Consider the following 22531-nt stretch of genomic DNA (forward strand, 5'->3'; position numbering starts at 1 on the left):
GCTGTTGACGACGCGCGGCGGCTCAGTCACCGCGCTGCAGCGCTTGTGAGAACCGGCGGATCTGCGGGTCCTGCCGCACGGCCTGCTTGGCCGCGCGGATGAGCTGGTCCACCTGCTCGGGCGGCAGCTTCAGCCGTGTCGGGATCATGTTCAGCACCTGCTCCTCAGCCTCGGCCAGGTCGGCAAAGCTGATCTGCGTGACGCTGAACTTCAGGTCCTGGCAGCGCCACTCCGGGTTCTGCGCGCGCAGTTCAGCCTTGCGTTCGTCGCTGAGGCTGCAGCGAAAGGTGATGAGGTCGCGCTCCCAGTTGCGCACCATGGGCAGGAAGTTCGCGTAGCTCATGCGCATCGTGCTCTCGATGGCCGTGTCCACCGCGCCCGAGGCGATGTCCATGCCCGACGGCCCGGCCATTTCGCGGGCCCAGTCGGCGCTCGGCCCCTGGCCGGCGTCCACCACGATGAACAGCAGCCGCCGCATCGTCGACGCCTCCTGCTCAGGGATGGGGCCGTACGGCGTGTTCAGCAGCACGCGGCTCTGCAGGATGGCGACCAGGCCGAGGTTGTCCGTCAGCCCGCCGTCCACCAGTTTCAGATAACGACCGGCCTTGGGATCGCGGTAATCGCGGAACAGGCGCGCCAACGCGATGCGCAGGCGGTGCTGGTCGTCACCCTCATCGCGCTTTGCCTTCAGGCCAGGCGGCATCTGAAGCTCGCAGGCCTCGGGGAAGCGCTGCAGCACCACCGGCGCGAAGAACAGCGGCACGGCCATGGACGCCGCCACCGCCTCCGACACCGGGTAGCTCGCCAAATCGCTGCACAGCGCATCGAACGCACGCTCGTGGAACGGGAACGCCAGACGGTACTGCACGTTGCTCGCGCTGATCCAGACGACCGGCCGCGAACGGCGAAACATGTCGGCGAACGTCGCGCCCTTGAAGACGTCGTTCTCCAGCCAGTCGTTGAAGTCCGTGCGGTCGTTCAGCCCGCCGGACAGCAGGCGGCGCAGGTTGTTGGGGTTGAGCAGGCTGAAGCGCAGGTTGGCCTCGCCGTCATGCAGCAGCACCTTGTCGCGGAATTCGCGCATGCCCTGCGGCCCATGCAGCCCGAGGTAGGCCGCCGTCAGCGACCCGCCGGACACGCTGGTGATGAAGTTGACCTCGTCCAGCAGGTTGCGCCCGGCCGTCGCTGGCTGCTCGCGCAGGCCCTCCAGCACACCGTAGGCGAACGCCGCGGCGCGCAGCCCGCCGCCCGAGAAGCTGAGCGCGACGAACGTGTCCGTGTCCCGCGCCGGCGGCGTGCGCTGCATGGACTGCAACGCCGCCGGCTTGTTGCGCGGCGGGTTCATCGCCGGGCTGGCGCAGGCGGCAAGCAGCGCGCAGGCGCACAACAGCAGATGGAGCCTCACTCGCACGCGCACGCCTCGACCTCCTTCACCCGCATCCCTCGCGCGGGCACCCCGATTGTGCTGGGCCCACGAAAAACGGCCCCGCAGGGCCGCTCTCGCAAAGCCTGCTCGCTCAACCGCGGCGGCGGCGCGCAATGCCCAGCCCAGCCAGCGCGACGCCGGCCAATGCCAGGGTGGCAGGCTCAGGCACGGTGCCTCCATCGGCGTTCACGACCACCTGGATCGACGTCTCCACCACAGGCTCGCCGACGGCCGACGTCACCGTCAGGCGGAAGTCGGTGATGCTGTTGCCATAAGGATCGAAGGTGAAGGGGATGAAGGACATCATCAGGTTCCACGACTCGGCGTAGCTGCTGCCCAGGGCCGTGAGGTTGGCGCTGACGGGATCGTTCGCTGCCGTCGGATCCTTGTCGACATAAAGCGTCACCACGCAGCCCGTGCAGCTGTTGCCGAGGCTCCACGCGAAATCGAAGCTCCAGTTCGCATAGCCCTTGCCATCGGCCGCGTAGATGCCGGACGGGCCGTAGAACGTGTCGATGCCGTTGTTCGCCATCGATGCACTGGTCTTGTAGGCATGCGCGCCGATGGCCACCATCACGTCGCTGCTGGTCTGCACGTTGAACAGCACGTTCTCGAGGCCGGCGCTACCTGTCGGTGGCCATGGCGACGAGAGGGTGGTCAAGCCGGCATGAGCGGAAAGGACGGTGCCGGCAAGCGTCAGCACGGCAAACATCTTCTTGATCATTTATGGTCTCCTGTGAAGTCTTCAGAGTCGGACCTGCAGGACTCGCGGGGCGTCCAGCGGTGCTGCCGCAAGAGTTCGCAAGAGGCGTACCAGATTCACGAAAGCCAAGAGGCCCGAGGCCAGGGCCGGGACAGGCCCGGCGCTCCGGTCGCTGCCACCTCTGCGTGACAGGTTTTCCGACACCAGGTAAACCCTTGACTCGCGTGGCAAGCCACGACCGGGCGCGCCGTCATATCTGAGCCCACGCGCGTTTTTGCTGCCGGCACCTGTCAGCAGACGCCGCCGACAATCGCGCGCATGCAGCAGCCCCCCCGCTGGATCGCCCATCTCGACATGGACGCCTTCTACGCGTCCGTCGAGCTGCTGCGCTATCCGCAACTGAAGGGCCAGGCCGTGGTCATCGGCGGGCGGCGCGCTGACGCGCCGCAGCAGCTCGCTGATGGCTCCTGGCGCTACGCGAGGCTGCGCGACTACACCGGCCGCGGCGTCGTCACCACGTCCACCTATGCGGCACGCGACCTGGGCGTGTTCTCGGCGATGGGCCTGATGAAGGCCGCGCTGCGCGCGCCCGACGCCATCCTGCTGCCGGCCGACTTCGATTCCTACCGCAAGTACTCGCGCCTGTTCAAGACCGCCGTGGCCGAAGTCGCACCCCTGGTCGAGGACCGCGGCATCGACGAGATCTACATCGACCTGACCGACGTGCCCGGCGTGCGTGACGCCGTGGGCCACGACCCGCTGGGCGGCGTGAAGGCGGTGGCACGCGAGATCAAGAACTCGGTGGGCCGCGCCACCGGCCTGACCTGCTCCATCGGCATCACGCCCAACAAGCTGCTGTCCAAGATCGCCAGCGAACTGGACAAGCCCGACGGCATCACGGTGCTGACGATGGACGACATCCCCAAGCACGTGTGGCCGCTGGGCGTGCGCAAGATCAACGGCATCGGCCCCAAGGCCAGCGAGAAGCTGATCAAGCTCGGCCTGGAGACCGTCGGCGACATCGCCGCGGCCGACCCGCACTGGCTCATCGAGCAGTTCGGCGCGAGCTACGGCGAGTGGCTGCACAACGCATCGCACGGGCGCGACTCGCGCGCCGTCGTCACGCACAGCGAGCCGGTGTCCATCAGCCGGGAAACCACCTTCGAGCGCGACCTGCACGCCGTGCACGACCGCGTGCTGCTGGGCGGCATCATGGACGAGCTGTGCGAAAGCCTGGCCCGCGACCTGGCCCGCAAGCGCTACGCCGGCAAGACCGTGGGCATCAAGCTGCGCTTCGAGGGCTTCGTCACCGTCACGCGCGACCAGACGCTCAAAGCCCCCATCCTCAGCGCCGCGGACATCCGCCATGCCGTGGGCCTGTGCCTGAAGCGGGTCACTTTCGACAAGCGCTTGCGACTGATGGGCGTGCGCATCGGCAACCTCGTGCATGCCAGCCAGGTGCTGCCTGCAACACTGACCCTGGCGCAGGGGCAACCACCAGCCGCCGAGAATCTGCCCCTCTTCTGACGCCTGCTCCTCGCCCCCGCATGACCGCGCCCGCCGACATCCACACCTATGAACCCCGCCACGGCCACGGCCTGCCGCACGATCCGTTCAATGCCATCGTCGGCCCGCGCCCCATCGGCTGGATCGGCAGCCACGACGGCGCCGGGCACCACAACCTGGCGCCGTACAGCTTCTTCAACGCCTTCAACTACGTGCCGCCCATCGTCGGCTTCGCCAGCATCGGCGCCAAGGACAGCCTGCGCAATGCGCAGGCCACGGGCGAGTTCACCTGGAACCTGGTCACCCGCGAACTGGCCGAGCGCATGAACGCCAGCTGCGCGGCCGTGCCGCCGGAGGTGGACGAGTTCGCGCTGGCCGGGCTGACCCCGCTGGCCTCGCAGCTCGTGACGGCGCCCCGCGTGGCCGAGTCGCCGGTGAGCTTCGAGTGCCGCGTCACGCAGGTCGTGCAGCTGGCCACCGCCGCGGGCGAGCAGGTGCCGACGTGGCTGGTGCTGGGCGAGGTGGTGGCGGTGCACATCGCGCGCCACCTGCTGGTGGACGGCGTCTACGACACGGCCGCGGCCCACCCGGTGCTGCGCGGCGGCGGCCCGGCAGACTACTTCGAAGTCACCGCGGCGCAGCGCTTCCAGATGCACCGCCCGCGCTGACGGCGGCCGGTGCTACACCCAGCCCTGGCGCCACACCGCCGCGTCGCGCAACGTGCGCCAGGCCAGCCGCTGCACCCGCTTGGAGAAGAGTGCTTCCAGCTCAACCCACTCCACCGGCGCGCCGGGCAGTTCGGGCTCGACCACCTTGACGACGACGAAATGCTTGTCCTTGGCCACCGGCGTCACCGCCGTCCACTTGCTGAGCAGCAGCTTCTTGGGGTGCAGCGGGTTCACGGCGCCGCCACACCAGGGTGTGCATGCTGCCGCAATTGCGCCAGGCTGAGGATGCCCAGCACGAGGCGGTTGGTGGCCTCCAGCACCACCGGCGGCGCTGCGCCAGCTTCCAGCGCCTCCAGCCAGCGCAGCGCGCACAGGCACCAGCGGTCGCCCGGCTTCAGGCCAGCGAAGCGCCAGGCCGGGCGCGGGGTGACGAGGTCGTTGCCGCGGGCGAGCGAAAAGTCCAGGAATTCCTGTGTGACCCGCGCGCAGACCAGGTGGGTGCCGCGATCCTGCGCGTCCGCCGAGCAGCAGCCATCGCGCAGGAAGCCGGTCAAGGGGTCGAACGAGCAGGCCTGCAGCGGCGTGCCCAGTACATTCATTGCCGTCATGCGCCGCGCTCCTGTTGTTCCACACCCCATCTTGCCGGCAATGCCAAGGCCGCGGGCGCGCAGGCCCATCGCCGCACCGGCCCGACCCGCGGGATGAGCGACTGGACCTACACGGTCTCCGTGCGCAGCCTGTGCGAGTTCACGGCCAAGCGCGGTGACCTGGACCGGCGCTTCACGCCATCGGCCACCGCACTGGAGGGCCAGGCCGGCCAGATGGCGGTGCTCGCGCGCCGCTCCCCCGGCTACGAAACCGAGCTGCCGCTGCAAGGCCAGTACGGCCAGTTGCGCGTGCGCGGCCGGGCGGACGGTTACGAGGCCGACGTGAACCGGCTGGAGGAGATCAAGACCATACGCGGGCCGGTCGACACCATCCCCGAGAACCGCCGCGCGCTGCACTGGGCGCAGCTGCAGACCTACGGCGCACTGATCGCCGCCGAGCGCGGCCTCGCTGAACTGCAGCTGGCGCTGGTTTACGTGGACGCCGACACGCAGACCGAGACCGTGCTGCGCGAGACCGCCACGGCCGCCGACCTGCAGGCTGCCTTCGCGGCCCGCTGCCAGGCCTTCGAGGCCTGGGCCGCGCAGGAGGCTGGCCACCGCAGCGCACGCGACGCCGCACTGCGCGAGCTGCCCTTTCCACTCGGCGAGCTGCGCCCGGGCCAGCGCCTGCTGGCCGAGGCCGTCTACCGCGCCGCGGCACAGGGCCGCTGCCTGCTGGCGCAGGCGCCCACCGGCATCGGCAAGACGCTGGGCACGCTGTTCCCGCTGCTGCGCGCCATGCCTGCACAGCAGCTCGACAAGATCGGCTACATGACCTGCAAGGGCACCGGCCGCATCATGGCGCTGGACGCGCTGCAGACGCTGCGCGGCGCCATGCCGGGCCGAAGCCCCGGGCAGGGCGCACCGCAAGGCGCGCTGCGCGTGCTCACGCTGGTGGCCAAGGAGCAGGCCTGCGAGCATCCGGACAAGGCCTGCCACGGCGAGTCCTGCCCGCTGGCCAACGGCTTCTACGACCGCCTGGCCGCCGCGCGCAGCGAGGCCGTCACGGCGCAGTGGCTGGACCCGGCCGCCCAGCGCCGCATCGCGCTCAAGCACGGCATCTGCCCCTACTACCTGGGCCAGGAGCTGCTGCGCTGGGCCGACGTCGTCGTCGGCGATGTGCACCATGCCTTCGACCCGCACGGCCAGCTGTTCAACCTCGCGCAGGCGCAGGACTGGAAGCTCGCGCTGCTGGTGGACGAGGCGCACAACCTCGTCGAGCGCGCGCGGGCCATGTACAGCGCCGCGCTGAGCCTGGCGAGCGTGCGCGACATCGAGCCCCAGGCACCCAAGGCCCTGCGCCCGCCGCTGCGCCGCCTGGCCCGCGAACTCAGCGACCTGGCGCGCGCGCAGCCGGCCGAGTACCGCGCCTTCGACGACGTGCCCGATGCACTCGCCGAGGCGCTGCAGTTCGTCAGCGCGACTCTGGGCGAGTACATGCAGAACCACCCGTTGGAGACCGGGCCGCTGATGCAGTTCTACTTCGAGGTGCTGGGGCTGCAGCGCGTGCTGGACAAGTTCGGCCCGCACTCGTTGTGCGACCTGCAGCGCAGCGCCGTCGCACAGCGGGCTGGCGAGCTGACGACGCCCGCCGCGCCGGTCAACCTGTCGCTGCTGGACGAACTCGGCATGCCCGACCCGTTGGCGTCGGCCGAAGACGACCCGCCCGTCGCCACCGACGTGGATGTGCTGCTGTCCATCCGCAACGTGGTGCCCGGCTTCTTCCTGAAGCCGCGGTTCGAGGGGCTCAGCAGCGTCACGCTGTTCTCGGCGACGCTCGGCACCGCCGAGTACCAGCGCGACCTGCTGGGCCTGCCCGACGACACGGCCTGGATCGACGTGCCCGCGCCCTTCCCGCCCGAGCACCTCGTCGTGCGCGTGGCCGACCGCATCTCCACCCGCTACGACCACCGCACCGCGTCGCTGGATGCGCTGGTGGACGTGCTCGCCACGCAGTTCGCCGAACACCCGGGCAACTACCTCGCCTTCTTCAGCAGCTTCGACTACCTGGAGCAGGCCGCCGCGCGGCTGGCGCTGCGCCACCCGGCGCTGCCGCGCTGGAGCCAGGCCCGCGCGATGGGCGACGCCGCGCGGCGCGCCTTCCTGGACCGCTTCGTGGAAGGCGGCCGCGGCATCGGCTTCGCCGTGCTGGGCGGCGCGTTCGCCGAGGGCGTGGACCTGCCCGGCACGCGCCTCATCGGCGCCTTCATCGCCACGCTGGGCCTGCCACCGGTGTCGCCGCTGCAGGCGCAGATCCGCGAACGGCTGGACGCGATGTTCGGCGCGGACCACGGCTACGCCGACCTCGTGCCCGGCATGCAGAAGGTCGTGCAGGCCGCCGGCCGCGTGCTGCGCTCGGTGGACGACCGCGGCTGGGTGTGGCTGCTGGACCGGCGCTACCGCCGGCCCGAGGTGCGCGCGCTGCTGCCGGCCTGGTGGCAGCTTTAGCGCCGCAGCCTCGCCGCGTTGCGGGGCCGTTCCGGGATCGCCCACCAATGCGCGTTTTCCCGAGGTTGCGCAGCGCTTTTCCGGGACAGGAAGTCCCAGGGTGACGCCGGAGATGAAGCCGATACATTGCTTTACGTCGTCAGCCGGTCCCCAGCCGCAGGGGGTTGCCGGTCCTGCAGTCCGCGGCTCCATGGATGGAGGGTTCTCATGTCGATGACACGTTCGCTGATCTCGTTGGCAGCGCTCTGCGCGCTGGCCGCCAGCAGCCAGGCTGACACCTTTGTCACCCCAGGCGATGAAACCAGCGGCCTGAACACGGCCTTTCGCAACGCACCGCGCACCTACATGGCGCTGTACACGTCGGTCAATTTCGAGACGCTGACCAGCCCGGTCTGGATCACCGGCATGCAGTTGCGCATCTCGGCCGATGGCAACACCGCGCTGCCCGCCACCTGGCCCAGCCAGGACCTCACGTTCACCAATTTCAACGTGCAGTTGTCCCAGGCTTCGTCCAGCCTGCTGTCGGACGGCGAGTTCCTATTGGGAACCGAAGCGTTCGCCGCGCAGCAGGCGGCCGGCACCGTCGTGAACGTGCGCTCCGGCAGCCTGTCGATCTCCACGGCGTCGTTCCAGAACAGCGGCGGCGAGAACTCGTTCGGCGCGCTGATCAGCTTCTCGACGCCCTACCTGTACACGCCGGGCCAGTCGCTGCTGCTGTACCTGACGCACACCGGCTATGCGCCCGGCACCGAAGCGCAACCGTTCTTCGCGGTGACCGACTACTCGCCCGGCGTGACCGACGCCATCTCGTCCACCGCCGGCTACCAGGCTGCCAACGCCACCGGCTTCTCCAGCCCGTACATCGTGCAGTTCACGACCACACCGGTGCCGGAGCCGTCCACGATGCTGATGCTGGCCGGCGGCATCGTCGGCCTGCTCGCGCTGAACCGCCGCCGGCGCGCGACGGACGCGGCCTGACCTGGTGCTGAACGGCTCGCGGCTGCCGCAGCGACCGCATCACCCACACGGCGCTCCTGCAGTTGGCGGAGCGCCGTTGCTTCATGCAGCGCCGCCCGGCCGTTCGCCAATCACGACGCGCGAAGAGGTCGTGCGCGCGGGTGAATCGGGGTCTTGCCCGTGCGGCGGGGGCCGCCACCGGGGCCGCATCCGTACCGCCACCGACACACGCATGCCGCGGGCCGCGCTACGCTGCATGCCACATCCACGCTCGGGAACCTCCATGAAACGCGTCACCGGCCTCGGCGGCATCTTCTTTAAAGCCAGGGACCCCAAGGCCCTGGGCGAGTGGTACCAGCGCCATCTCGGCCTGAACGTCAGTGAATGGGGCGGCGCCGTCTTCAACTGGGCGGACGACAACCCGACCGGTGCCGGCATGACGCTGTGGACGCCGTTCAAGGAGAGCACCGACTATTTCGCGCCCAGCGCCGCGCCATTCATGATCAATTTCCGCGTCGCGGACCTGCATGCGCTGCTGGCGGCCCTGCGGGCCGAGGGCTGCGACGTACAGGACAAGGTGGACGAGTCCGAGTACGGCAAGTTCGGCTGGGTCATCGACCCGGAAGGCAACAAGGTGGAGCTGTGGGAACCGCCGGCAGGGCAGTGACCGCGGCCGGCCCGCCACACCCTCGTCTGCCCACGGGTCGAAACCGAGACAACCTGACGCATCTTCACCGCGATGCAGACAGCTGACCGCTCCGACCGCCATCCCATCGGCCCGTTCGTGCGTGTGCTGGCGTCTCTGCTGCTCGCACCCATGGCCGTGCTCTCGGCGCCGCACACGGTCGTGCTATGGCAGGCAACCGCGCTCACCCCGCCCGTCTGTTCGGGGCGCCGCTACCCTGTGTTCTGCGAACTGACCCGCCTGGCCTTGTCCGCCACGCCGGGGCAACTCCACGGCCCGCTCGCTGCCGCGTTGAACGTCGCGTTCGTCGCTTTGCTCGCCTGGCTGGTGTGGTGGCTGCTCAGGCCGCTGCTGCTGAAGCGGCACGGCGGTTGATGCAGGTCAGGTGCGTGCAGACGCCGGCGCCCTGAAAGACGCCGAACGACTCACAGGGCGAGCTTGCCGTGCACGCCTTCGTCCACGCGCTTGCCGACGATGGCGCCGAACAGCATCTTCATGCCGGCGATCGCGGCGCCGTGCTTGTTGTCCCAGTACTCGCCGCTGACCGGGTCCACGCGCAGCAGGCTGATGCGCGGGTCGTTCTCGCCCTCGGTGAACCAGGCCCGCAGCGTGGGCTTCCACAGGCGATGGATGGTGGCCTTGTCGGTGACCTCGGTGGCCGTGCCTTCCAGGCGCAGATGGCTGCCGTGGTCGCCTTCCTTGAAGAACAGCGTCACCCGCGAGTCGCGGTCGAGCTCGATGTTCTTGACGCTGTCCACCTCGGTGAAGAACCACAGCTGCCCGCTGTCTTCCTCGACCTCGATGACGGTCATCGGCCGCGCATGCAGCTGCGAGCCCAGGCCCAGCGTGCAGAAGAAGCAGCTGCTGCCGGCCTTCACCAGGTCGGCGATCTTGTGGGCGGCGGCGCTGCCGCTGAGGTCTTCCTCGGTGTGGGTGTCGGGGTCTTGCGAGCGGTTGAGCGTGTCTTGCATGGGGGCTCCTGGGCGATGGATGGCAATGGCACAGCCTAGGCAGCCCCGCGGCGCAGCCGTGTCGGCACGCAGGCAGGCCCGCTGTCGGACAAGGGCCGTGCCTGCCGGCGCCCGGCCAGGCCGTCGAGCATCCGGAGCGCGGCGGGCTCCATGTCGTCCGCATCGAGGCTGACGTTGTTGAGCATGACGACGGCTTCATCGCCGTCCAGCGGCCCATAGCCCAGCGCACGAAAACCCAGGCTCGCGCCGGTTTCCTCCATGACGGCACGCTCTGCCCCGCCCAGCCGCGCGTGCATCACGCGGCCACCCAGCGCATAGCGCCGCTCGGGGAACCTGACGCGGAACAGCTCGGCCCGGCTCGCGGTGGACAGCAGCGGCCCGCGGCGCGCTGCATGCAGCAGCGCGAACAGGTCGGCCGCGTCGGTCCAGTAGCCGCCGATCATCTGCATGAAGGTCGGGATGCCGATGACCACCGGCGCGCTGCCGGGGTCGTTCTCGCGGTAGCTCGTCGCGACGCGCTGCGCGGGCGGCACGAGCCCCGAGAAGACGCCGCTGTGGTGCAGGCCGGCCGGCGCGAACAGCAGCTCGCGGGCCGCCTGCGCATAGGCCTGGGCGGTCACGCGCTCGACGATCTGCTGCACCACCAGCCAGTTCGAGTGCGAGTACTGCCACTGCCGGCCCGGTGCGAACTGCAGGTCGCCGCTGGCGTAGCGCCGCACGGCTTCGGCGGTGTCGATGCCATTCTTGTAGAGGTCAAGGTTGGCCTCCAGCGCCGGGATGACCTCGTTGGGCAGCCCGCTGGCGTGGCTCATCAGGTGCTCCAGCGTCAGCAGCCGCGCCGTGTCGCGGCGATAGTCGGGCAGATAGCTGGCGATGGGCGTGCGCAGCGCCAGCCGCCGCTGGTCGACCAACCGCAGCACCACCAGCGCGGCGATCCACTTGGACACTGAACCGCCGTGGAAGACCGTGTCGGTCGTCATCGGCGTGCGGCTGGCGAAGTCGGCGAGGCCGAAGGCCTGCTGGTACGTCACGCGCCCCGCCGTGCCCGCCAGGATGACACCGTTGAAACTGTGCCTGGCGGCGAAGGCGCGTGCGGCTTCGTCGGGATCCTCCTGGGCCGTGGCGGAGCCAGCACACAGCCAGGCCGCCGCACCGCCGGCGAGCAGGTGGCGTCGATTCAGGTCGGGCATGTCGTTCTCCGTCCGGTCGTGGAACCCATGCGGCGGACTCTAGGCAGCCACCGCGCGCGCCGGCAGCGGATTGCGACGAACCGCAGCTGGCGCGGCATGGACGGCAGGCCTACCGGCGCTGCTGGCTACCATCGCCGCATGCCCGCCCCGCCCATCCGCCTGCCGTCGCTGGACGCCTTGCTCGCCTTCGATGCCATTGCCCGCACCGGCAGCTTCGAGGCCGCTGCCGCGGAGCTGGCCTTGAGCGCCAGCGCGGTGGCCAAGCGCGTCGCCGGGCTGGAGGAGCGGCTGGGCGAGCCGCTGCTACTGCGCCAGCCGCCCAAGGCCCTGGCACTGACGCCGGCCGGCCACGAATACCTGCCCCAGGTGCGCCAGGTGCTGGCGCTGCTGCAGGCCATGCCGCTGCACCAGCGCATCAGCACGCGGCGCGAGCGGCTGCGCGTCAGCGCCACGCCCACCTTCGCCCGCCAGTTGCTCGTGCCGGCCCTGCCCGGCTTCGCCGCCTTGCATCCGCACATCGAGCTGGAGCTGACGCTGTCGGTGCCGCTGCTGGCCGAGGGCGATGCGGGTGCCGACCTGGAGATCCGCCACGGCGCCGTGCCGGACGAGATCGCGCCGGCCCAGGTGCTGCTGCGCGACCGGCTGACGCCGCTGGCCGCGCCGGCGCTGCTGGCCGCCCACGCTCCGCTGCGCGAGCCCGCCGACTTGCTGGCCCTGCCGCTGCTGCGCACGCCGCTTCAGCCCTGGGCGCCGTGGCTGCGCGCCGCCGGCCTGGCCGACGCGCCAGAGCCCGATGCCGGCCCCCGCCTCGTCGACCTGGGCTTGGTGCTGGCCGCAGCCTTGGCCGGCCAGGGCGTGGCGCTGGCGCGGCTGAGCCTGGCCAGGCACGAGCTGGCCGAGGGGCGCCTCGTGCAGCCGTTCGCGCTGACGGTGCCGGCCGAGCGCAGTTACGGGCTGGTCTGCCACCGCCCGGGGCCGGCGACGCAGGCGTTCGCGGACTGGCTGCATGCGCACTGCCGCGCGCTTGAGCTGGCGTGCCTGGCGGAAAACTCTTCCGCCGCCGCCTGAGGTTTTTTCCGGCGCGCGCCGGCGCGGCCGGGCCTAGCATCGCGGACCTCCCCGTCACCTGCGCCGCCATGCCCGTCATCACCTGCATCGAAGACCTCCGCGCCCTTGCCGAGAAGCGCGTGCCGCGCATGTTCTACGACTACGCCGACTCGGGTTCCTGGACGGAGACCACCTACCGCGCCAACGAGAGCGACTTCCAGGCCATCAAGCTGCGCCAGCGCGTGGCCGTCAACATGGAAGGCCGCAGCACCGCCGTGACGATGGTGGGCCAGGCCGCGACGATGCCCGTGGCCATCGCGCCGGTGGGCCTGACCGGCATGCAGCACGCCGACGGCGAGATCCATGCGGCGCGCGCGGCCGAGAAGTTCGGCATCCCGTTCACGCTCTCCACGATGAGCATCTGCTCCATCGAGGACGTGGCCGAGCACACCACGGCGCCGTTCTGGTTCCAGCTCTACATGATGCGCGACCGCGACGCGATGGCGCGCATGATCGACCGCTGCAAGGCCGCCAAGTGCTCGGCGCTGGTGCTGACGCTGGACCTGCAGGTCATCGGCCAGCGCCACAAGGACTTGAAGAACGGCCTCACCGCGCCGCCGCGGCCCACGCTGGCCAACCTCTTGAACCTGGCCACCAAGCCGCGCTGGGTGCTGGGCATGGCCGGGACCCGCCGCCACACCTTCCGCAACCTGGTGGGCCATGTGAAGGGCGTCAGCGACATGCGGTCGCTGTCGGCGTGGACGAACGAGCAGTTCGACCCGCGGCTGAGCTGGGCGGACATCGCCTGGGTCAAGGAGCGCTGGGGCGGCAAGCTGATCCTGAAGGGCATCATGGAAGCGGAAGACGCCAGGCTGGCCGTGCAGGCCGGCGCGGACGCCATCGTCGTCAGCAACCACGGCGGCCGGCAGCTCGACGGCGCGCCCAGCAGCATCCATGCGCTGCCGGCCATCGCGGCCGAGGTGGGGTCGCTGAACTCGAACTGCGAGGTGTGGATGGACGGCGGCATCCGCTCGGGCCAGGACGTGCTGAAGGCCTGGGCGCTGGGCGCGCGCGGCACGATGATCGGCCGCGCGATGGCCTACGGGCTGGGCGCGATGGGCGAGGCGGGCGTGACGAAGGCGCTGCAGATCCTGCACAAGGAACTGGACGTGACCATGGCCTTCTGCGGCCACACGCAGCTGACGAACGTGACGCGCGACATCCTCGTGCCCGGCACCTACCCGACGGCCTGAACGGCCGGCGAGTTGCGCGCCACAAAAGAACAAGGCCCTCGGGCGATGCCTGAGGGCCTTGTTCGTTGCCGGGTTCGGTTCAGCGCGGCTTGAGCGTGACCTCGAGCTTTTCCAGCTCGGTCCGGTTGCCGGCGGAGACCGTGCCGGTGAACTGGACCCCGAAGCCGCCGGCGGTGCTGGCCGCGGTCGGCAGCGTCGCCGAGAAGTGGATCTCGTGGGGCAGCTTGTAGCCGGCCTGCGTGTTGTTCTGCGCCGAGCTGGTCGTCACGTCGGCCGTCAGCACGTTGCCCACCAGCTTGAACACCACGTGCGTGCCCGGCGTGAACACCGAGCTCTCGACATAGGCCCCGGGCAGGATCGTCCGGTTGCCGTTCACATACTCAAGCATCGACACGCGCACCGAGTTGCCGGAGGACGGGATGGGCTGGTTGCCGTTCAGCGGGTCGCTCGCCAGGCGCTGAAAGCGCAGCGCATAGCCGGTCTGCGTGAGCGGGTCCCACTTGATGTAGACCTCCAGGTACTGATCCGTCGCGCTGCCGAAGCCCTGGCCGGCGATCTTCTCCGGCGTCAGGTCCAGCGCCAGCGTCATGTCCGAGTACGACCCCTGCGGCTGGTACAGCAGGCGCGCCCCCTGGGTGGCGGTGATCAGCCCGGCCACGCCCAGCGCACCGTCCCGGTCGCCGACGACGTAGGCCCAGGGCGCCGCGTTGGACGGCACCCAGGCCTGGTTCACGTCGGTCGGCTTGATCGTGTCCGCGTACCAGACATCGGGCTGGTTGAGCGCATGGCCCGTCCAGGTGATGTTGGCGAAGTTGGTGGCGATGACGTTGGGATGGGTCACGTCCGCCGCCACGATGGCGCGCGGGATGGACACCTCGATGGCACTCGTGGCCGCCGCGCTGAACTCGTAGCGGGGCGTGATGACGGCGGTCAGGTACTTGCCGATGTCGCCGGCGGACAGGCGGTAGTTCTTGTACGGCTCGTTGCGCGTCGTGACGGCCACCTGCACGGCCTTGTCGCCTGGCGCGTTGCCGCGGTACCAGGTGATGGTGGACCAGTCGGTGAACTCCGGGTGGTCGTACACCAGCTGCAGCCCGGCCATGTCGGCGCTGATGGCGATGGACGGCGTGCCCATGACGACGGGCGCGTTGACCGTGGTGGGCCGCACGTTCAGCGTCGCCTGCGCGACCAGGCCGTTCGGCGCGGTCGCCCTGACGACGGTGTCGATGATGCGGCCCGTGGCGTTCAGCTTGGCGCGCAGGTGCAGCTTGCCGTCGCCGTTGTTGGGCAGCAGCGTGAACAGCTCGGTGTCGTAGTCGAACTTGATCGCATCGAACGCAAACCCGTCCGCAGGCGTGAAGGCCGGCGTGACGACCACCTCGTTGGCCGGGTTGTCCGACTGCACGGCCGCGGCGTTGACACCCAGCGTCATCTTGAACGCGGTGTCGTTCTTCTGCTGCTGGCGCGACGGGTCCCAGCCGTCAGAGCCCTTGAGCAGGTTGTAGACGTTGTACTCCGCGCCGACCTTGAAGATCTTCAGCGCCTCGGCACTCAGCACCTGCGTGACCTGCGGGTTCTGCGGGTCGAACACCACCGGCGTGCCGTCGGCGTAGAGGTTGTTGTAGACGTACTGCTTGACGTCCGGGCGCTGGATGTTCTCCCAGCGGATTTCTTCCTTGGGGCCCTTGAAGGTGTTGTCGATCAGCGCCCAGTTGCCACCGCTCTTGGCGAACCAGAAGGTGGGGCTGTCGTTGAAGAAATTGAAGGTCGACTTCAGGAAGACGGCGATCGTGGACGAGCCGCCGAAGGAGGGATGGCTGCCGTAGAAATCGAACGTGCAGTTCTCGAACACGTTGATGCCGCCGCCGGCAATGGCGTCGTCGGTCAGCTGGAAGTAGGAGTTCTTGAAGTAGGCCCTGGCCGGACTGATCGCAATCAGGTTCAGGAAGCTGACGAAGCGCACGTTCTCGAAGTAGACGCGGTCCAGCGTGCCGCCGGCGGACGTGATGGTCTGGGCCTGCACGCGCGCGTCGCCGCGGCGGGGCACGTTCTTCGACGGGTCGCGCGGGAACACCAGGTCCACCGACGTGTAGTTGGCGATCGTCAGGTGGTAGGCCGAGAAGCCGGTGCCGATGCCGATGACGTTCCAGTTGCCGTTGGCGCCCATGGTCTGGCCGCGGTTGCCGGCGATGCGCACGTCGTCCGCGTTGGACGTGAGGCCGCGGAAGGTCAGGCCGGACTGCGTGAACGAGATGCCCACCAGGCCCGGGTGCTCCGGCGTGTTGGCGTTGTTCACGTCCTTGTAGTCGTCGGTCCAGTAGACGCCGGGCGTGAAGTTCACGGTGGCGTTGTTGGGGATGTTGGCGGCCTTCAGCTCCTGCAGCGTCCTGAAGGTGAACGCATTGCGCCGGCTCTCATCCAGGTAGGCATCGACGACCACGTTGGACGCCGACAGCGGGACGAACTTGGCCTTCAGCGCGAGCTGCGCCTTGACCTTGTCGTGCGCGAAGTCCCACATGGTGCCCTGGCCCGCATCGGCGACGAACCAGCCGACGAAGTAGGTGTTGGCGCCGCGGTCGGGCTTCACGGGCGGCGTCAGCAGCGCCTGGTCGATGACCTGCACCTGGCTGACGGTGCCTTCCACGTCGAAGGTCACGGCGTGCGAGAGGCCGGGCTCGGTCTTGGCCGCCTCGCTGCCGGAGCCGCAAGCCGCCAGCAGCGTCAACAGGAAGGCGAGGAACATGCGGGCGAGGGAGGAGCCCCGGACTTGGCGGACGGCGCTCATGACGCGCTTTCCAGGGGGGAGCGGGCGATGGCAGCGGGCCGGGCCGCCGAACGCAGGGACGGGGGGCACTTCTTCATGGTCTTGTCTCCGTATCGTTTGGGTGGAATCCAGGCGGACGGCAGGCGTCCACCAGCGGACCGGAACAGCTCAAGGCCGGCCGCGACGAAGGCGGGCTGTCGGCTGCGGAGGTGCCGTTGGCGCGCGATGAATCATCAAGATTGACTATATCGACAGGTTTCTGAAATGAAATGGTGGTTCATAAATCAGAAACACCGTTTCGCAAAATGCCGCAAGCCTGTATAAGCGCCGCCCGATGGCGGCCAGCGACAGGCCCACGTCGCGCACCGCGCCCCGTGCGGGCATGACATGTGGCCGCCGCCACATGGCCCGGTTAGGCTGGCGGCAGGAGGACTCCATGCGCAAAAACCGACTTGCGTGCCTGTTGGCCGCACTGCCGCTGCTGGCTGCGGCGGCTCCAGCCCCACTGCCATCGCGCACGGCCATCGATGACGAGGTCGCGCGGCTGATGGCCGCCACGCAAGCCCGGGGCATCGCCGTGGCCGTCATCGAAGACGGCCAGGTGCGGCATGTGCGCGCCTACGGCCAGCGCAATGCCGCGGGCGAGCCGCTGCTGCAGGACACGGTGATGTACGGCGCATCGCTGACGAAGGCGGTGTTCGCGTACACGGTGATGCAGCTCGTCGAGGCCGGCAAGCTGGACCTGGACCGGCCGCTGGCCGCCTACCTCGACAAGCCGCTGCCGGACTACCCCGACGACCGCCGCTACGGCCCCTGGTCGGGGCTGGCCGGCGACGCGCGCTGGCGCCAGCTGACGGCGCGCATGCTGCTGACGCACAGCAGCGGCTTCGCCAACTTCGCCTTCCTGGAGCCCGACGGCCGGCTGCGCATGCACTTCGACCCCGGCACGCGCTATGCGTACTCCGGCGAGGGCCTGATCCTGCTGCAGTTCGTGCTGGAACAAGGCCTGGGGCTGGACCTGGGCGCCGAGATGCAGCGCCGGGTGTTCGACCGGTTCGGCATGACGCGCACCAGCATGACCTGGCGCGCCGACTTCGCCGCCAACCTCGCCGACGGCTGGACGGAAGACGGCAAGGCGGAACCGCACGACCCGCGCAGCAAGGTGCGCGCGGCCGGCTCCATGGACACCACCATCGCCGACATGGCGCGGCTGGCCGCGGGCGTCATCGACGGCGAAGGCCTGTCGGCCCGGGGCGCCGCCGCGATGACGCAGCCCGGCCTGCCGATCACGACGGCGTCGCAGTTCCCGACCTTCCAACCCGAGCTGCCGCTGGCGGAGCGGCGCACGGACCTCGCCGCGGGGCTGGGCGTGGTCACCTTCCTCGGGCCGCAGGGGCCGGGCTTCTACAAGGGCGGGCACAACGACAGCACCGGCAACACCTGGGTCTGCGTGAAGCCCGGGAAACGCTGCGTCGTCATCCTCGCCAACGACGTGCGCGCCGAACGCGCCTTCCCGGCGCTGGTGCGCTTCATCCTCGGCGAGACCGGCGTGCCCTGGCGCTGGGAGTACGGCGGGCTGCCGTTCGTCGAGTGACAGGCAGCCGCGCCGGACACCCCCACGGTCGCGCAGCGCCGGGTTTCAACCCCTAGTGCGGCGCTTGTCCAGCGCCTTGAGGACGTAGACCGCCAGCCGCTGCGGAACGCAATCAACCTTGATGACTTAACCGGGCGCCAGTCCCTTCGATTGCGGATGGTTCCGCGTCGGGTAGCGGCGCACGATGCGGCCGCGCCGAGAGCGAATGCTCCGGCACGACCGCCGGGGGAAACCGCCTCCGTCGGCCCTGCAGTCGACTCAAGGAGACATCCCCATGGCACTCGAAAAAATGGACCCCGCCGCGCTGCAAAGCGCTGTGGCACAGGCGGGTGAGAACTGGCAGGCGGGCGCGACCAGCGTGTCCGAGCTGTCCGACCAAGACAAGCGCCTGCGGCTGGGCGCGATCCCGCCGGGCGGCGAGACCGAGCTGATGGCGCGCGAGAGCGCAGCCGCGGCCAACCGCAACGCAGACGCCGCACTGTCCGGGGTGGGCGCACCGGCGTCCTACGACCTGCGCAACGTCGGTGGCAAGAACTTCGTCACCGCGGTCAAGGACCAGGGTTCGTGCGGCTCCTGCGTGGCCTTCGGCAGCCTGGCCACCGTGGAGGGCACGTTCCGCGTGCAGCGCGGCGACGCGACGCTGGCGGTCGACCTCTCCGAGGCGCACCTGTTCTATTGCATCGCGCGCGCCCAGGGCCGCAACTGCAACAACGGCTGGTGGTGCGACAAGGGGCTGGACGCCTGCAAGACCGATGGCGTCGTCGACGAGGCCTGCTACCCGTACACGGCGGGCGACCAGAACTGCAGCAACCGCTGCGCCGACTGGCAGAACCGCCTGACCAAGATCGGCGGCTGGCACGCCATCGGCAGCGCGGCCGACATGAAGACCTGGCTGTCCACGCGCGGCCCGCTGTCGGCCGCATTCACCGTCTACAACGACTTCTTCTCGTACAAGAGCGGCGTCTACCGCCATGTCAGCGGCGCGCTCGCCGGCGGCCACTGCGTCTGCGTCGTCGGCTACAACGATGCCGGCGGATACTGGATCTGCAAGAACAGCTGGGGCGCCGGCTGGGGCGCGCAGGGCTTCTTCAACATCGCCTACGGCGAATGCGGCATCGACGCGCAGATGTGGGCCGTCGACAGCGTGGCGGAGACCGGCTGGCTGAACGGCCGCAAGGTGCTGGGCCTGTGGGCTATCGACCAGGATCGCAACGCCTGGGTCTACCTGGACGGCAACATCGGCTGGCGGCGCATCGCGTTCGACAACGACAACATCTTCATGGACCTGCTGACGATGCTGTCCAGCGCCAAGCTGACCAAGAGCGCGGTGAACGTCTTCCAGGAAGGCGGCATCATCAAGCAGGTCTACGTGTTCTGAACGGGAGGCCCGCATGAGCAACAACGACTGTGGCTGCGGCGGCCAGCGTTCCTTGGCGAACGCCGGCGTGCCCGCCCTCGATCCCCCGCAAGTTCAAGCAACTCTGGAAGGAAACACCATGAGCGACCAGGTTCCCACACTGCTCCCGCCGTCGGCCGACGGCTCCACCGGCGGCGGCGCCGGCGCGTCGGACGCCGCCCCCACGATGACGCCGGACACGCTGAACGCCGCGGTCGGCGGCCTCACCGCCTGGAACAACGACAAGCGCGTCACGGCGCTGTGGGGCATGAACCAGAACCGCAATGCCTGGGTCCACATCAACGGCGTCGGATGGAAGAAGCTGGCCAACAACTCCGACAGCGCGGTCATGGCGCTGACGCTGCTGGGCGCGCACGCCAAGCAGACCCAGACGACCTACAACTACCGCGACGAGGCGGACGGCATGATCCACGAGGCCTACGTCTGGTAGACGCCGTGGCCGAGCATCAACTCAACACCACGAACGGTGGCAGCAGCATGCAGGCCACCATCGGCGACACGCTGGTCGTGCGCCTGCCGGAGAACCCGACCACCGGGCACCAGTGGCAGTTCGAGCTGCCGGCGGGGCTGAGCCTGCTGGCGGACGAGACAGCCCCCGCCCGTGGCGCTCCCGGCGCGGCCGGCGAGCGCGTGCTGCGGCTGCGCGCCGACGCACCGGGCAGGCACGCGCTGTCCGCCCAGTTGCGCCGTTCGTGGGAGGGCGGCGCAGCACCGACGGCGCAGTTCGCCGTGACGGTGGACGTCGCCTGACTCAGGCCGCCGCCGGGGCCGCCTCGTCGTCCAGCCGCGCGTGGTAGCCGGTGGCGCCCTGCTTCCAGTAGGCCGCCACCTTCATCGCCTCCTTGGGGTGGACCTTCTCACGCAACAGCACGTCGCGCAGCGTGGCCATCAAGCGGGCCTCGCCGGCGCACCAGGCGAAGCCTTCGCCGGGCGGCGGCGCCAGGTCGCGCAGCGCCTGCACCAGCGCCTCGGGCGTGGCAAAGCACCGCGGCAGGGCCGACGTGCGCGCGGGCCACGCCGGCGCGTCGGACATCAGCAGCAGCACTTGCACATGGGCGCTGGCAGGCAGCTCCTCCAGCCGGCGCGCGATGGCGGGCCAGGCGCTGTCGTCGCCCACCAGCAGATGCCAGTCGTAGTCTGTCGGGATGACCATGGAGCCGCGTGGGCCGGCCACGGTCAGCGTCTGGCCGGCCTGCGCCTGCGCAGCCCACTCGGTGAACGGGCCGTCGCCATGCAGCGCGAATTCAAGCACCAGCTCACCGCGCGCGGTGTCGAAGGCGCGCGGCGTGTAGTCGCGCATCTGCAGGCCGCCGCGGCCATCGGGCAGCATCAGCTTCACGTGGTCGTCGAAGGAGGCGGACGCGAACGTGCGCAGCGAGTCGCCCTGCAAGGTGACGGCCACGAAGCGCTCGCCACGCGGCTCGACGCGGGTGACACGCAGTTCACGGCGCTGCAGTTCGTGGCGCACGCGCTGGACGCGGCGCCGGGGTTCGGTTTGGGTGTCGGTGCTCATGGCGTCTTCTCTGTCGGGCAGATGGTTGATAATGTCACCCATCATGGGGAAGCAAGTTGACAATGTCAACCATAAGCCGGGCAAAGCCAGCACGGCCACCGAGGTCTTCGAGACCATCCACACACTGATGCACCTGTTCCGGGGCCAGCAGTTCCGCGCGCTGCGCGACGGTCCGGCGGCCGTCACGCACATGGAGGCCAAGGCGCTGGGCTTCTTCGCCCGCCACCCGGGCGCGACGCTCAGCGAGCTGGTGGCGCACAGCGGCCGCGACAAGGCACAGATCGCCCGCCTCATCGCCGGCTTGAAGGACCGCGGCCTGCTGCTGGCCGAGGCCGACGCCGACGACCGCCGCGTGCAGCGGCTGAACCTGTCGCCGCAGGCCGCAGCCGCGCAGGCCGCCGTGCGCGCGCAGGGTGACCAACTCGCACGGGCAGCAGTGCAGGGCTTGAGCGCGGCGGAACAGGCGCAGCTGCTGGCGCTGCTGGCGCGCGTGCGCGCCAATCTCGGCCCGGACGAGGGCTAGCCGCCAGCGTCTTCGGCGCTGCGGAATTCGGCCCGGAAGGCGTCGACGAAGGCTGCGGTGGCCGACAGCGTCAACGTCAGCGTCGTCCAGCCGCCCGCCTCCGGCTGTTCCAGCAGTTCGCGGTCCCACACGCCGCCCTCCTCCACCGGCCCCTGGCTGTGCGGGAACTGCCGCGCGGCCCAGGCCAGCACCTCCTGCGCCTCGGTACGGATCGCGGCCAGGTGCAGCGCGTCGCGGGTGGACGCCATCGCGTCCAGCGTGGCGACGCCGTCGTCGCCCTCGCTCAGTTCGAACTGCAGGTGCTGCAGCAGCATCACGGCGCCAGCGCCCGCACCAGGCGCACCGGCAGCTTCTCGCGCTTCGGCGTGTCGCGCGGCGCGCCGCCCGGCTGCTCCACGGCCCAGCCCTGCTGCACGGCCAGCCGGTCCACCTGGCTTTCCGTGGCGCCGCGCGCCACGTTGCGGTAGCTGTTGATGTTGACGGCCTCGCTCTCGATGCGCGCGGTGCTCGTCCAGTACAGCCCGGCAGGCGCCGCGGGCGTCAGCGTGGCTGCGTCCCTGCCGTGCGCCAGCCGCTCGAGGAGCCGCTTCAACTCGACAACGCGCGGCACGCGCCACGGCCGGCCATCGGCGCCGCTGCGCGCGCGGGCCAGGGTCAGCGCTTCGGCGTGCGTCGCCAGCCGGGGCTGGCCGGTGCAGCGCTGGCCGTTCCACTGCATGCCCTCCACGCACCGCGACCAGGCCAGCTTGGCCGTGGCATCGATCAGCTCGCTGCCGTCCTTGCTGGGCACCAGGCGCGGTGCGTCGTCAGCCAGCGCGGCCGGCAGGGCCAGGGTCAGCGCGAGCGCGGCGATCAGGTGTCTTTGCATGCTGCGGTGTCCTCTTCAGGCGCTGCCACGCGCGCCCCACATGATGATGCCCATGCCGGCCAGGCAGACGGCCACGCCCAGCCAGTCGGTCGCGGTCGGCTTCACGCCATCCACCAGCATCAGCCAGACGATGGCGACGCCGATGTAGACGCCGCCATAGGCCGCATAGACGCGCCCCGATGCGGTGGGGTGCAGCGACAGCAGCCATGCGAAGAGCGCCAGGCTGGCCGCTGCGGGCAGCAGCAGCCAGGCCGGGCGACCCTGCTTGAGCCACAGCCAGGGCAGGTAGCAGCCGACGATCTCGGCCAGCGCCGTGACGATGAACAGCGCGAAGGTCTTCAGCAGGTCCAT

Annotated in this window: 23 protein-coding genes and 1 pseudogene; 13 read left to right on the plus strand and 11 right to left on the minus strand. The window is 69.9% G+C overall.

Annotated elements, in window-relative coordinates; all coding sequences use genetic code 11:
• Positions 1–22: 22 nt before the first annotated feature.
• On the minus strand, positions 23–1417 hold the full coding sequence (locus tag ACO07H_RS17255) for a patatin-like phospholipase family protein (RefSeq protein WP_422016357.1): 1395 nt from the start codon (positions 1415–1417) through the stop codon (positions 23–25).
• 100 nt (positions 1418–1517) lie between these two features.
• A pseudogene (locus tag ACO07H_RS17260) lies at positions 1518–1604 on the minus strand (PEP-CTERM sorting domain-containing protein); the annotation flags it as partial.
• Positions 1605–2447: 843 nt separating this feature from the next.
• On the opposite strand from ACO07H_RS17260, the gene dinB reads away from it, so the two are divergent.
• Entirely contained in the window at positions 2448–3656 is a 1209-nt protein-coding gene (dinB, locus tag ACO07H_RS17265) for a DNA polymerase IV (protein ID WP_422016359.1), read from the plus strand.
• 20 nt (positions 3657–3676) lie between these two features.
• On the plus strand, positions 3677–4303 hold the full coding sequence (locus ACO07H_RS17270; protein ID WP_422016361.1) for a flavin reductase family protein: 627 nt from the start codon (positions 3677–3679) through the stop codon (positions 4301–4303).
• A 12-nt stretch (positions 4304–4315) separates the two neighbouring features.
• Here ACO07H_RS17270 and ACO07H_RS17275 read toward each other — a convergent pair whose 3' ends face one another.
• Together ACO07H_RS17275 and ACO07H_RS17280 are read right to left on the minus strand one after the other, a co-directional pair.
• Positions 4316–4537, minus strand: coding sequence for a TIGR02450 family Trp-rich protein (locus ACO07H_RS17275; protein ID WP_422016363.1), 222 nt, complete (start codon positions 4535–4537; stop codon positions 4316–4318).
• Positions 4534–4911 carry a DUF2237 family protein gene (locus ACO07H_RS17280; protein WP_422016365.1) on the minus strand — a complete coding sequence of 126 codons (378 nt, stop codon included), beginning with the start codon at positions 4909–4911 and terminating at the stop codon, positions 4534–4536. Before ACO07H_RS17280 ends, ACO07H_RS17275 begins: the two co-directional genes overlap by 4 nt.
• Before the next feature lie 93 nt (positions 4912–5004).
• Here ACO07H_RS17280 and ACO07H_RS17285 point away from each other — a divergent pair, with 93 nt between their 5' ends.
• The 4 genes from ACO07H_RS17285 (at position 5005) to ACO07H_RS17300 (ending at position 9415) form a co-directional block, all read left to right on the plus strand.
• A complete protein-coding gene (locus tag ACO07H_RS17285; RefSeq protein WP_422016367.1) occupies positions 5005–7398 on the plus strand; it encodes an ATP-dependent DNA helicase in 2394 nt (797 codons plus the stop codon).
• Positions 7399–7605: 207 nt separating this feature from the next.
• Positions 7606–8376, plus strand: coding sequence for a PEP-CTERM sorting domain-containing protein (locus ACO07H_RS17290; RefSeq protein WP_422016369.1), 771 nt, complete (start codon positions 7606–7608; stop codon positions 8374–8376).
• Between the two features lie 262 nt (positions 8377–8638).
• On the plus strand, positions 8639–9022 hold the full coding sequence (locus tag ACO07H_RS17295) for a VOC family protein (protein WP_422016371.1): 384 nt from the start codon (positions 8639–8641) through the stop codon (positions 9020–9022).
• Positions 9023–9094: 72 nt separating this feature from the next.
• A complete protein-coding gene (locus tag ACO07H_RS17300; protein ID WP_422016373.1) occupies positions 9095–9415 on the plus strand; it encodes a hypothetical protein in 321 nt (106 codons plus the stop codon).
• Positions 9416–9465: 50 nt separating this feature from the next.
• On the opposite strand, the gene ACO07H_RS17305 is transcribed toward ACO07H_RS17300, so the two are convergent.
• Positions 9466–10011 (minus strand): pyridoxamine 5'-phosphate oxidase family protein, encoded by a 546-nt coding sequence (locus ACO07H_RS17305; protein ID WP_422016375.1) that lies wholly within the window; start codon positions 10009–10011, stop codon positions 9466–9468.
• A 35-nt stretch (positions 10012–10046) separates the two neighbouring features.
• The gene (locus ACO07H_RS17310; protein ID WP_422016377.1) at positions 10047–11201 is read right to left on the minus strand and encodes a serine hydrolase domain-containing protein; all 1155 of its coding nucleotides are present in this window, start codon (positions 11199–11201) and stop codon (positions 10047–10049) included.
• Between the two features lie 138 nt (positions 11202–11339).
• On the opposite strand from ACO07H_RS17310, the gene ACO07H_RS17315 reads away from it, so the two are divergent.
• Complete coding sequence (locus ACO07H_RS17315; RefSeq protein ID WP_422016379.1) at positions 11340–12269, plus strand: LysR substrate-binding domain-containing protein; 930 nt, start codon at positions 11340–11342, stop codon at positions 12267–12269.
• Between the two features lie 68 nt (positions 12270–12337).
• Positions 12338–13501, plus strand: a complete 1164-nt coding sequence (locus ACO07H_RS17320) for an alpha-hydroxy acid oxidase (RefSeq protein WP_422016381.1) — start codon at positions 12338–12340, stop codon at positions 13499–13501.
• Between the two features lie 79 nt (positions 13502–13580).
• Here ACO07H_RS17320 and ACO07H_RS17325 read toward each other — a convergent pair whose 3' ends face one another.
• A complete protein-coding gene (locus tag ACO07H_RS17325) occupies positions 13581–16286 on the minus strand; it encodes a hypothetical protein (protein ID WP_422016383.1) in 2706 nt (901 codons plus the stop codon).
• Positions 16287–16701: 415 nt separating this feature from the next.
• Between ACO07H_RS17325 and ACO07H_RS17330 the strand changes: the two genes are divergently transcribed.
• From ACO07H_RS17330 to ACO07H_RS17345, 4 genes are all read left to right on the plus strand, one after another.
• The gene (locus ACO07H_RS17330) at positions 16702–17859 is read left to right on the plus strand and encodes a serine hydrolase domain-containing protein (RefSeq protein WP_422016385.1); all 1158 of its coding nucleotides are present in this window, start codon (positions 16702–16704) and stop codon (positions 17857–17859) included.
• Positions 17860–18133: 274 nt separating this feature from the next.
• Positions 18134–19237: a C1 family peptidase gene (locus tag ACO07H_RS17335; protein ID WP_422016387.1), complete on the plus strand. Its 1104-nt coding sequence runs from the start codon at positions 18134–18136 to the stop codon at positions 19235–19237.
• Positions 19238–19355: 118 nt separating this feature from the next.
• The gene (locus tag ACO07H_RS17340; RefSeq protein ID WP_422016389.1) at positions 19356–19706 is read left to right on the plus strand and encodes a hypothetical protein; all 351 of its coding nucleotides are present in this window, start codon (positions 19356–19358) and stop codon (positions 19704–19706) included.
• Between the two features lie 5 nt (positions 19707–19711).
• Positions 19712–20026 (plus strand): protease inhibitor I42 family protein, encoded by a 315-nt coding sequence (locus ACO07H_RS17345; RefSeq protein WP_422016391.1) that lies wholly within the window; start codon positions 19712–19714, stop codon positions 20024–20026.
• A gap of 1 nt (position 20027) precedes the next feature.
• Here ACO07H_RS17345 and ACO07H_RS17350 read toward each other — a convergent pair whose 3' ends face one another.
• The gene (locus ACO07H_RS17350; RefSeq protein WP_422016393.1) at positions 20028–20789 is read right to left on the minus strand and encodes a siderophore-interacting protein; all 762 of its coding nucleotides are present in this window, start codon (positions 20787–20789) and stop codon (positions 20028–20030) included.
• A 43-nt stretch (positions 20790–20832) separates the two neighbouring features.
• Here ACO07H_RS17350 and ACO07H_RS17355 point away from each other — a divergent pair, with 43 nt between their 5' ends.
• Positions 20833–21312: a MarR family winged helix-turn-helix transcriptional regulator gene (locus tag ACO07H_RS17355; protein WP_422016395.1), complete on the plus strand. Its 480-nt coding sequence runs from the start codon at positions 20833–20835 to the stop codon at positions 21310–21312.
• Here the strand turns inward: ACO07H_RS17355 and ACO07H_RS17360 are convergent.
• From ACO07H_RS17360 to ACO07H_RS17370, 3 genes are read right to left on the minus strand one after another with little or no spacing between them, the layout of a single operon-like run.
• Positions 21309–21626, minus strand: coding sequence for a hypothetical protein (locus ACO07H_RS17360; protein ID WP_422016397.1), 318 nt, complete (start codon positions 21624–21626; stop codon positions 21309–21311). The genes ACO07H_RS17355 and ACO07H_RS17360 overlap by 4 nt on opposite strands.
• Positions 21626–22180, minus strand: coding sequence for a DUF1566 domain-containing protein (locus ACO07H_RS17365; protein WP_422016399.1), 555 nt, complete (start codon positions 22178–22180; stop codon positions 21626–21628). The genes ACO07H_RS17360 and ACO07H_RS17365 overlap by 1 nt, the downstream gene beginning before the upstream one ends.
• 15 nt (positions 22181–22195) lie before the next feature.
• The gene (locus tag ACO07H_RS17370; protein WP_422016401.1) at positions 22196–22531 is read right to left on the minus strand and encodes a YnfA family protein; all 336 of its coding nucleotides are present in this window, start codon (positions 22529–22531) and stop codon (positions 22196–22198) included.

Source organism: Roseateles sp., from assembly GCF_965229315.1.
Taxonomy (GTDB): Bacteria; Pseudomonadota; Gammaproteobacteria; order Burkholderiales; family Burkholderiaceae_C; genus Pelomonas.

Excerpts from the sequence above, each read along its gene's own strand:
- ACO07H_RS17300 (WP_422016373.1), top strand. The coding sequence starts at position 9,095 with ATGCAGACAGCTGACCGCTCCGACCGCCATCCCATCGGCCCGTTCGTG.
- ACO07H_RS17270 (WP_422016361.1), top strand. The coding sequence starts at position 3,677 with ATGACCGCGCCCGCCGACATCCACACCTATGAACCCCGCCACGGCCAC.
- ACO07H_RS17325 (WP_422016383.1), bottom strand. The coding sequence starts at position 16,286 with ATGAGCGCCGTCCGCCAAGTCCGGGGCTCCTCCCTCGCCCGCATGTTC.
- ACO07H_RS17315 (WP_422016379.1), top strand. The coding sequence starts at position 11,340 with ATGCCCGCCCCGCCCATCCGCCTGCCGTCGCTGGACGCCTTGCTCGCC.
- ACO07H_RS17280 (WP_422016365.1), bottom strand. The coding sequence starts at position 4,911 with ATGACGGCAATGAATGTACTGGGCACGCCGCTGCAGGCCTGCTCGTTC.
- ACO07H_RS17305 (WP_422016375.1), bottom strand. The coding sequence starts at position 10,011 with ATGCAAGACACGCTCAACCGCTCGCAAGACCCCGACACCCACACCGAG.
- ACO07H_RS17360 (WP_422016397.1), bottom strand. The coding sequence starts at position 21,626 with ATGCTGCTGCAGCACCTGCAGTTCGAACTGAGCGAGGGCGACGACGGC.
- ACO07H_RS17370 (WP_422016401.1), bottom strand. The coding sequence starts at position 22,531 with ATGGACCTGCTGAAGACCTTCGCGCTGTTCATCGTCACGGCGCTGGCC.
- ACO07H_RS17295 (WP_422016371.1), top strand. The coding sequence starts at position 8,639 with ATGAAACGCGTCACCGGCCTCGGCGGCATCTTCTTTAAAGCCAGGGAC.
- ACO07H_RS17355 (WP_422016395.1), top strand. The coding sequence starts at position 20,833 with ATGGGGAAGCAAGTTGACAATGTCAACCATAAGCCGGGCAAAGCCAGC.
- ACO07H_RS17330 (WP_422016385.1), top strand. The coding sequence starts at position 16,702 with ATGCGCAAAAACCGACTTGCGTGCCTGTTGGCCGCACTGCCGCTGCTG.
- ACO07H_RS17350 (WP_422016393.1), bottom strand. The coding sequence starts at position 20,789 with ATGAGCACCGACACCCAAACCGAACCCCGGCGCCGCGTCCAGCGCGTG.
- dinB (WP_422016359.1), top strand. The coding sequence starts at position 2,448 with ATGCAGCAGCCCCCCCGCTGGATCGCCCATCTCGACATGGACGCCTTC.
- ACO07H_RS17290 (WP_422016369.1), top strand. The coding sequence starts at position 7,606 with ATGTCGATGACACGTTCGCTGATCTCGTTGGCAGCGCTCTGCGCGCTG.
- ACO07H_RS17365 (WP_422016399.1), bottom strand. The coding sequence starts at position 22,180 with ATGCAAAGACACCTGATCGCCGCGCTCGCGCTGACCCTGGCCCTGCCG.
- ACO07H_RS17285 (WP_422016367.1), top strand. The coding sequence starts at position 5,005 with ATGAGCGACTGGACCTACACGGTCTCCGTGCGCAGCCTGTGCGAGTTC.
- ACO07H_RS17340 (WP_422016389.1), top strand. The coding sequence starts at position 19,356 with ATGAGCGACCAGGTTCCCACACTGCTCCCGCCGTCGGCCGACGGCTCC.
- ACO07H_RS17320 (WP_422016381.1), top strand. The coding sequence starts at position 12,338 with ATGCCCGTCATCACCTGCATCGAAGACCTCCGCGCCCTTGCCGAGAAG.
- ACO07H_RS17310 (WP_422016377.1), bottom strand. The coding sequence starts at position 11,201 with ATGCCCGACCTGAATCGACGCCACCTGCTCGCCGGCGGTGCGGCGGCC.
- ACO07H_RS17335 (WP_422016387.1), top strand. The coding sequence starts at position 18,134 with ATGGCACTCGAAAAAATGGACCCCGCCGCGCTGCAAAGCGCTGTGGCA.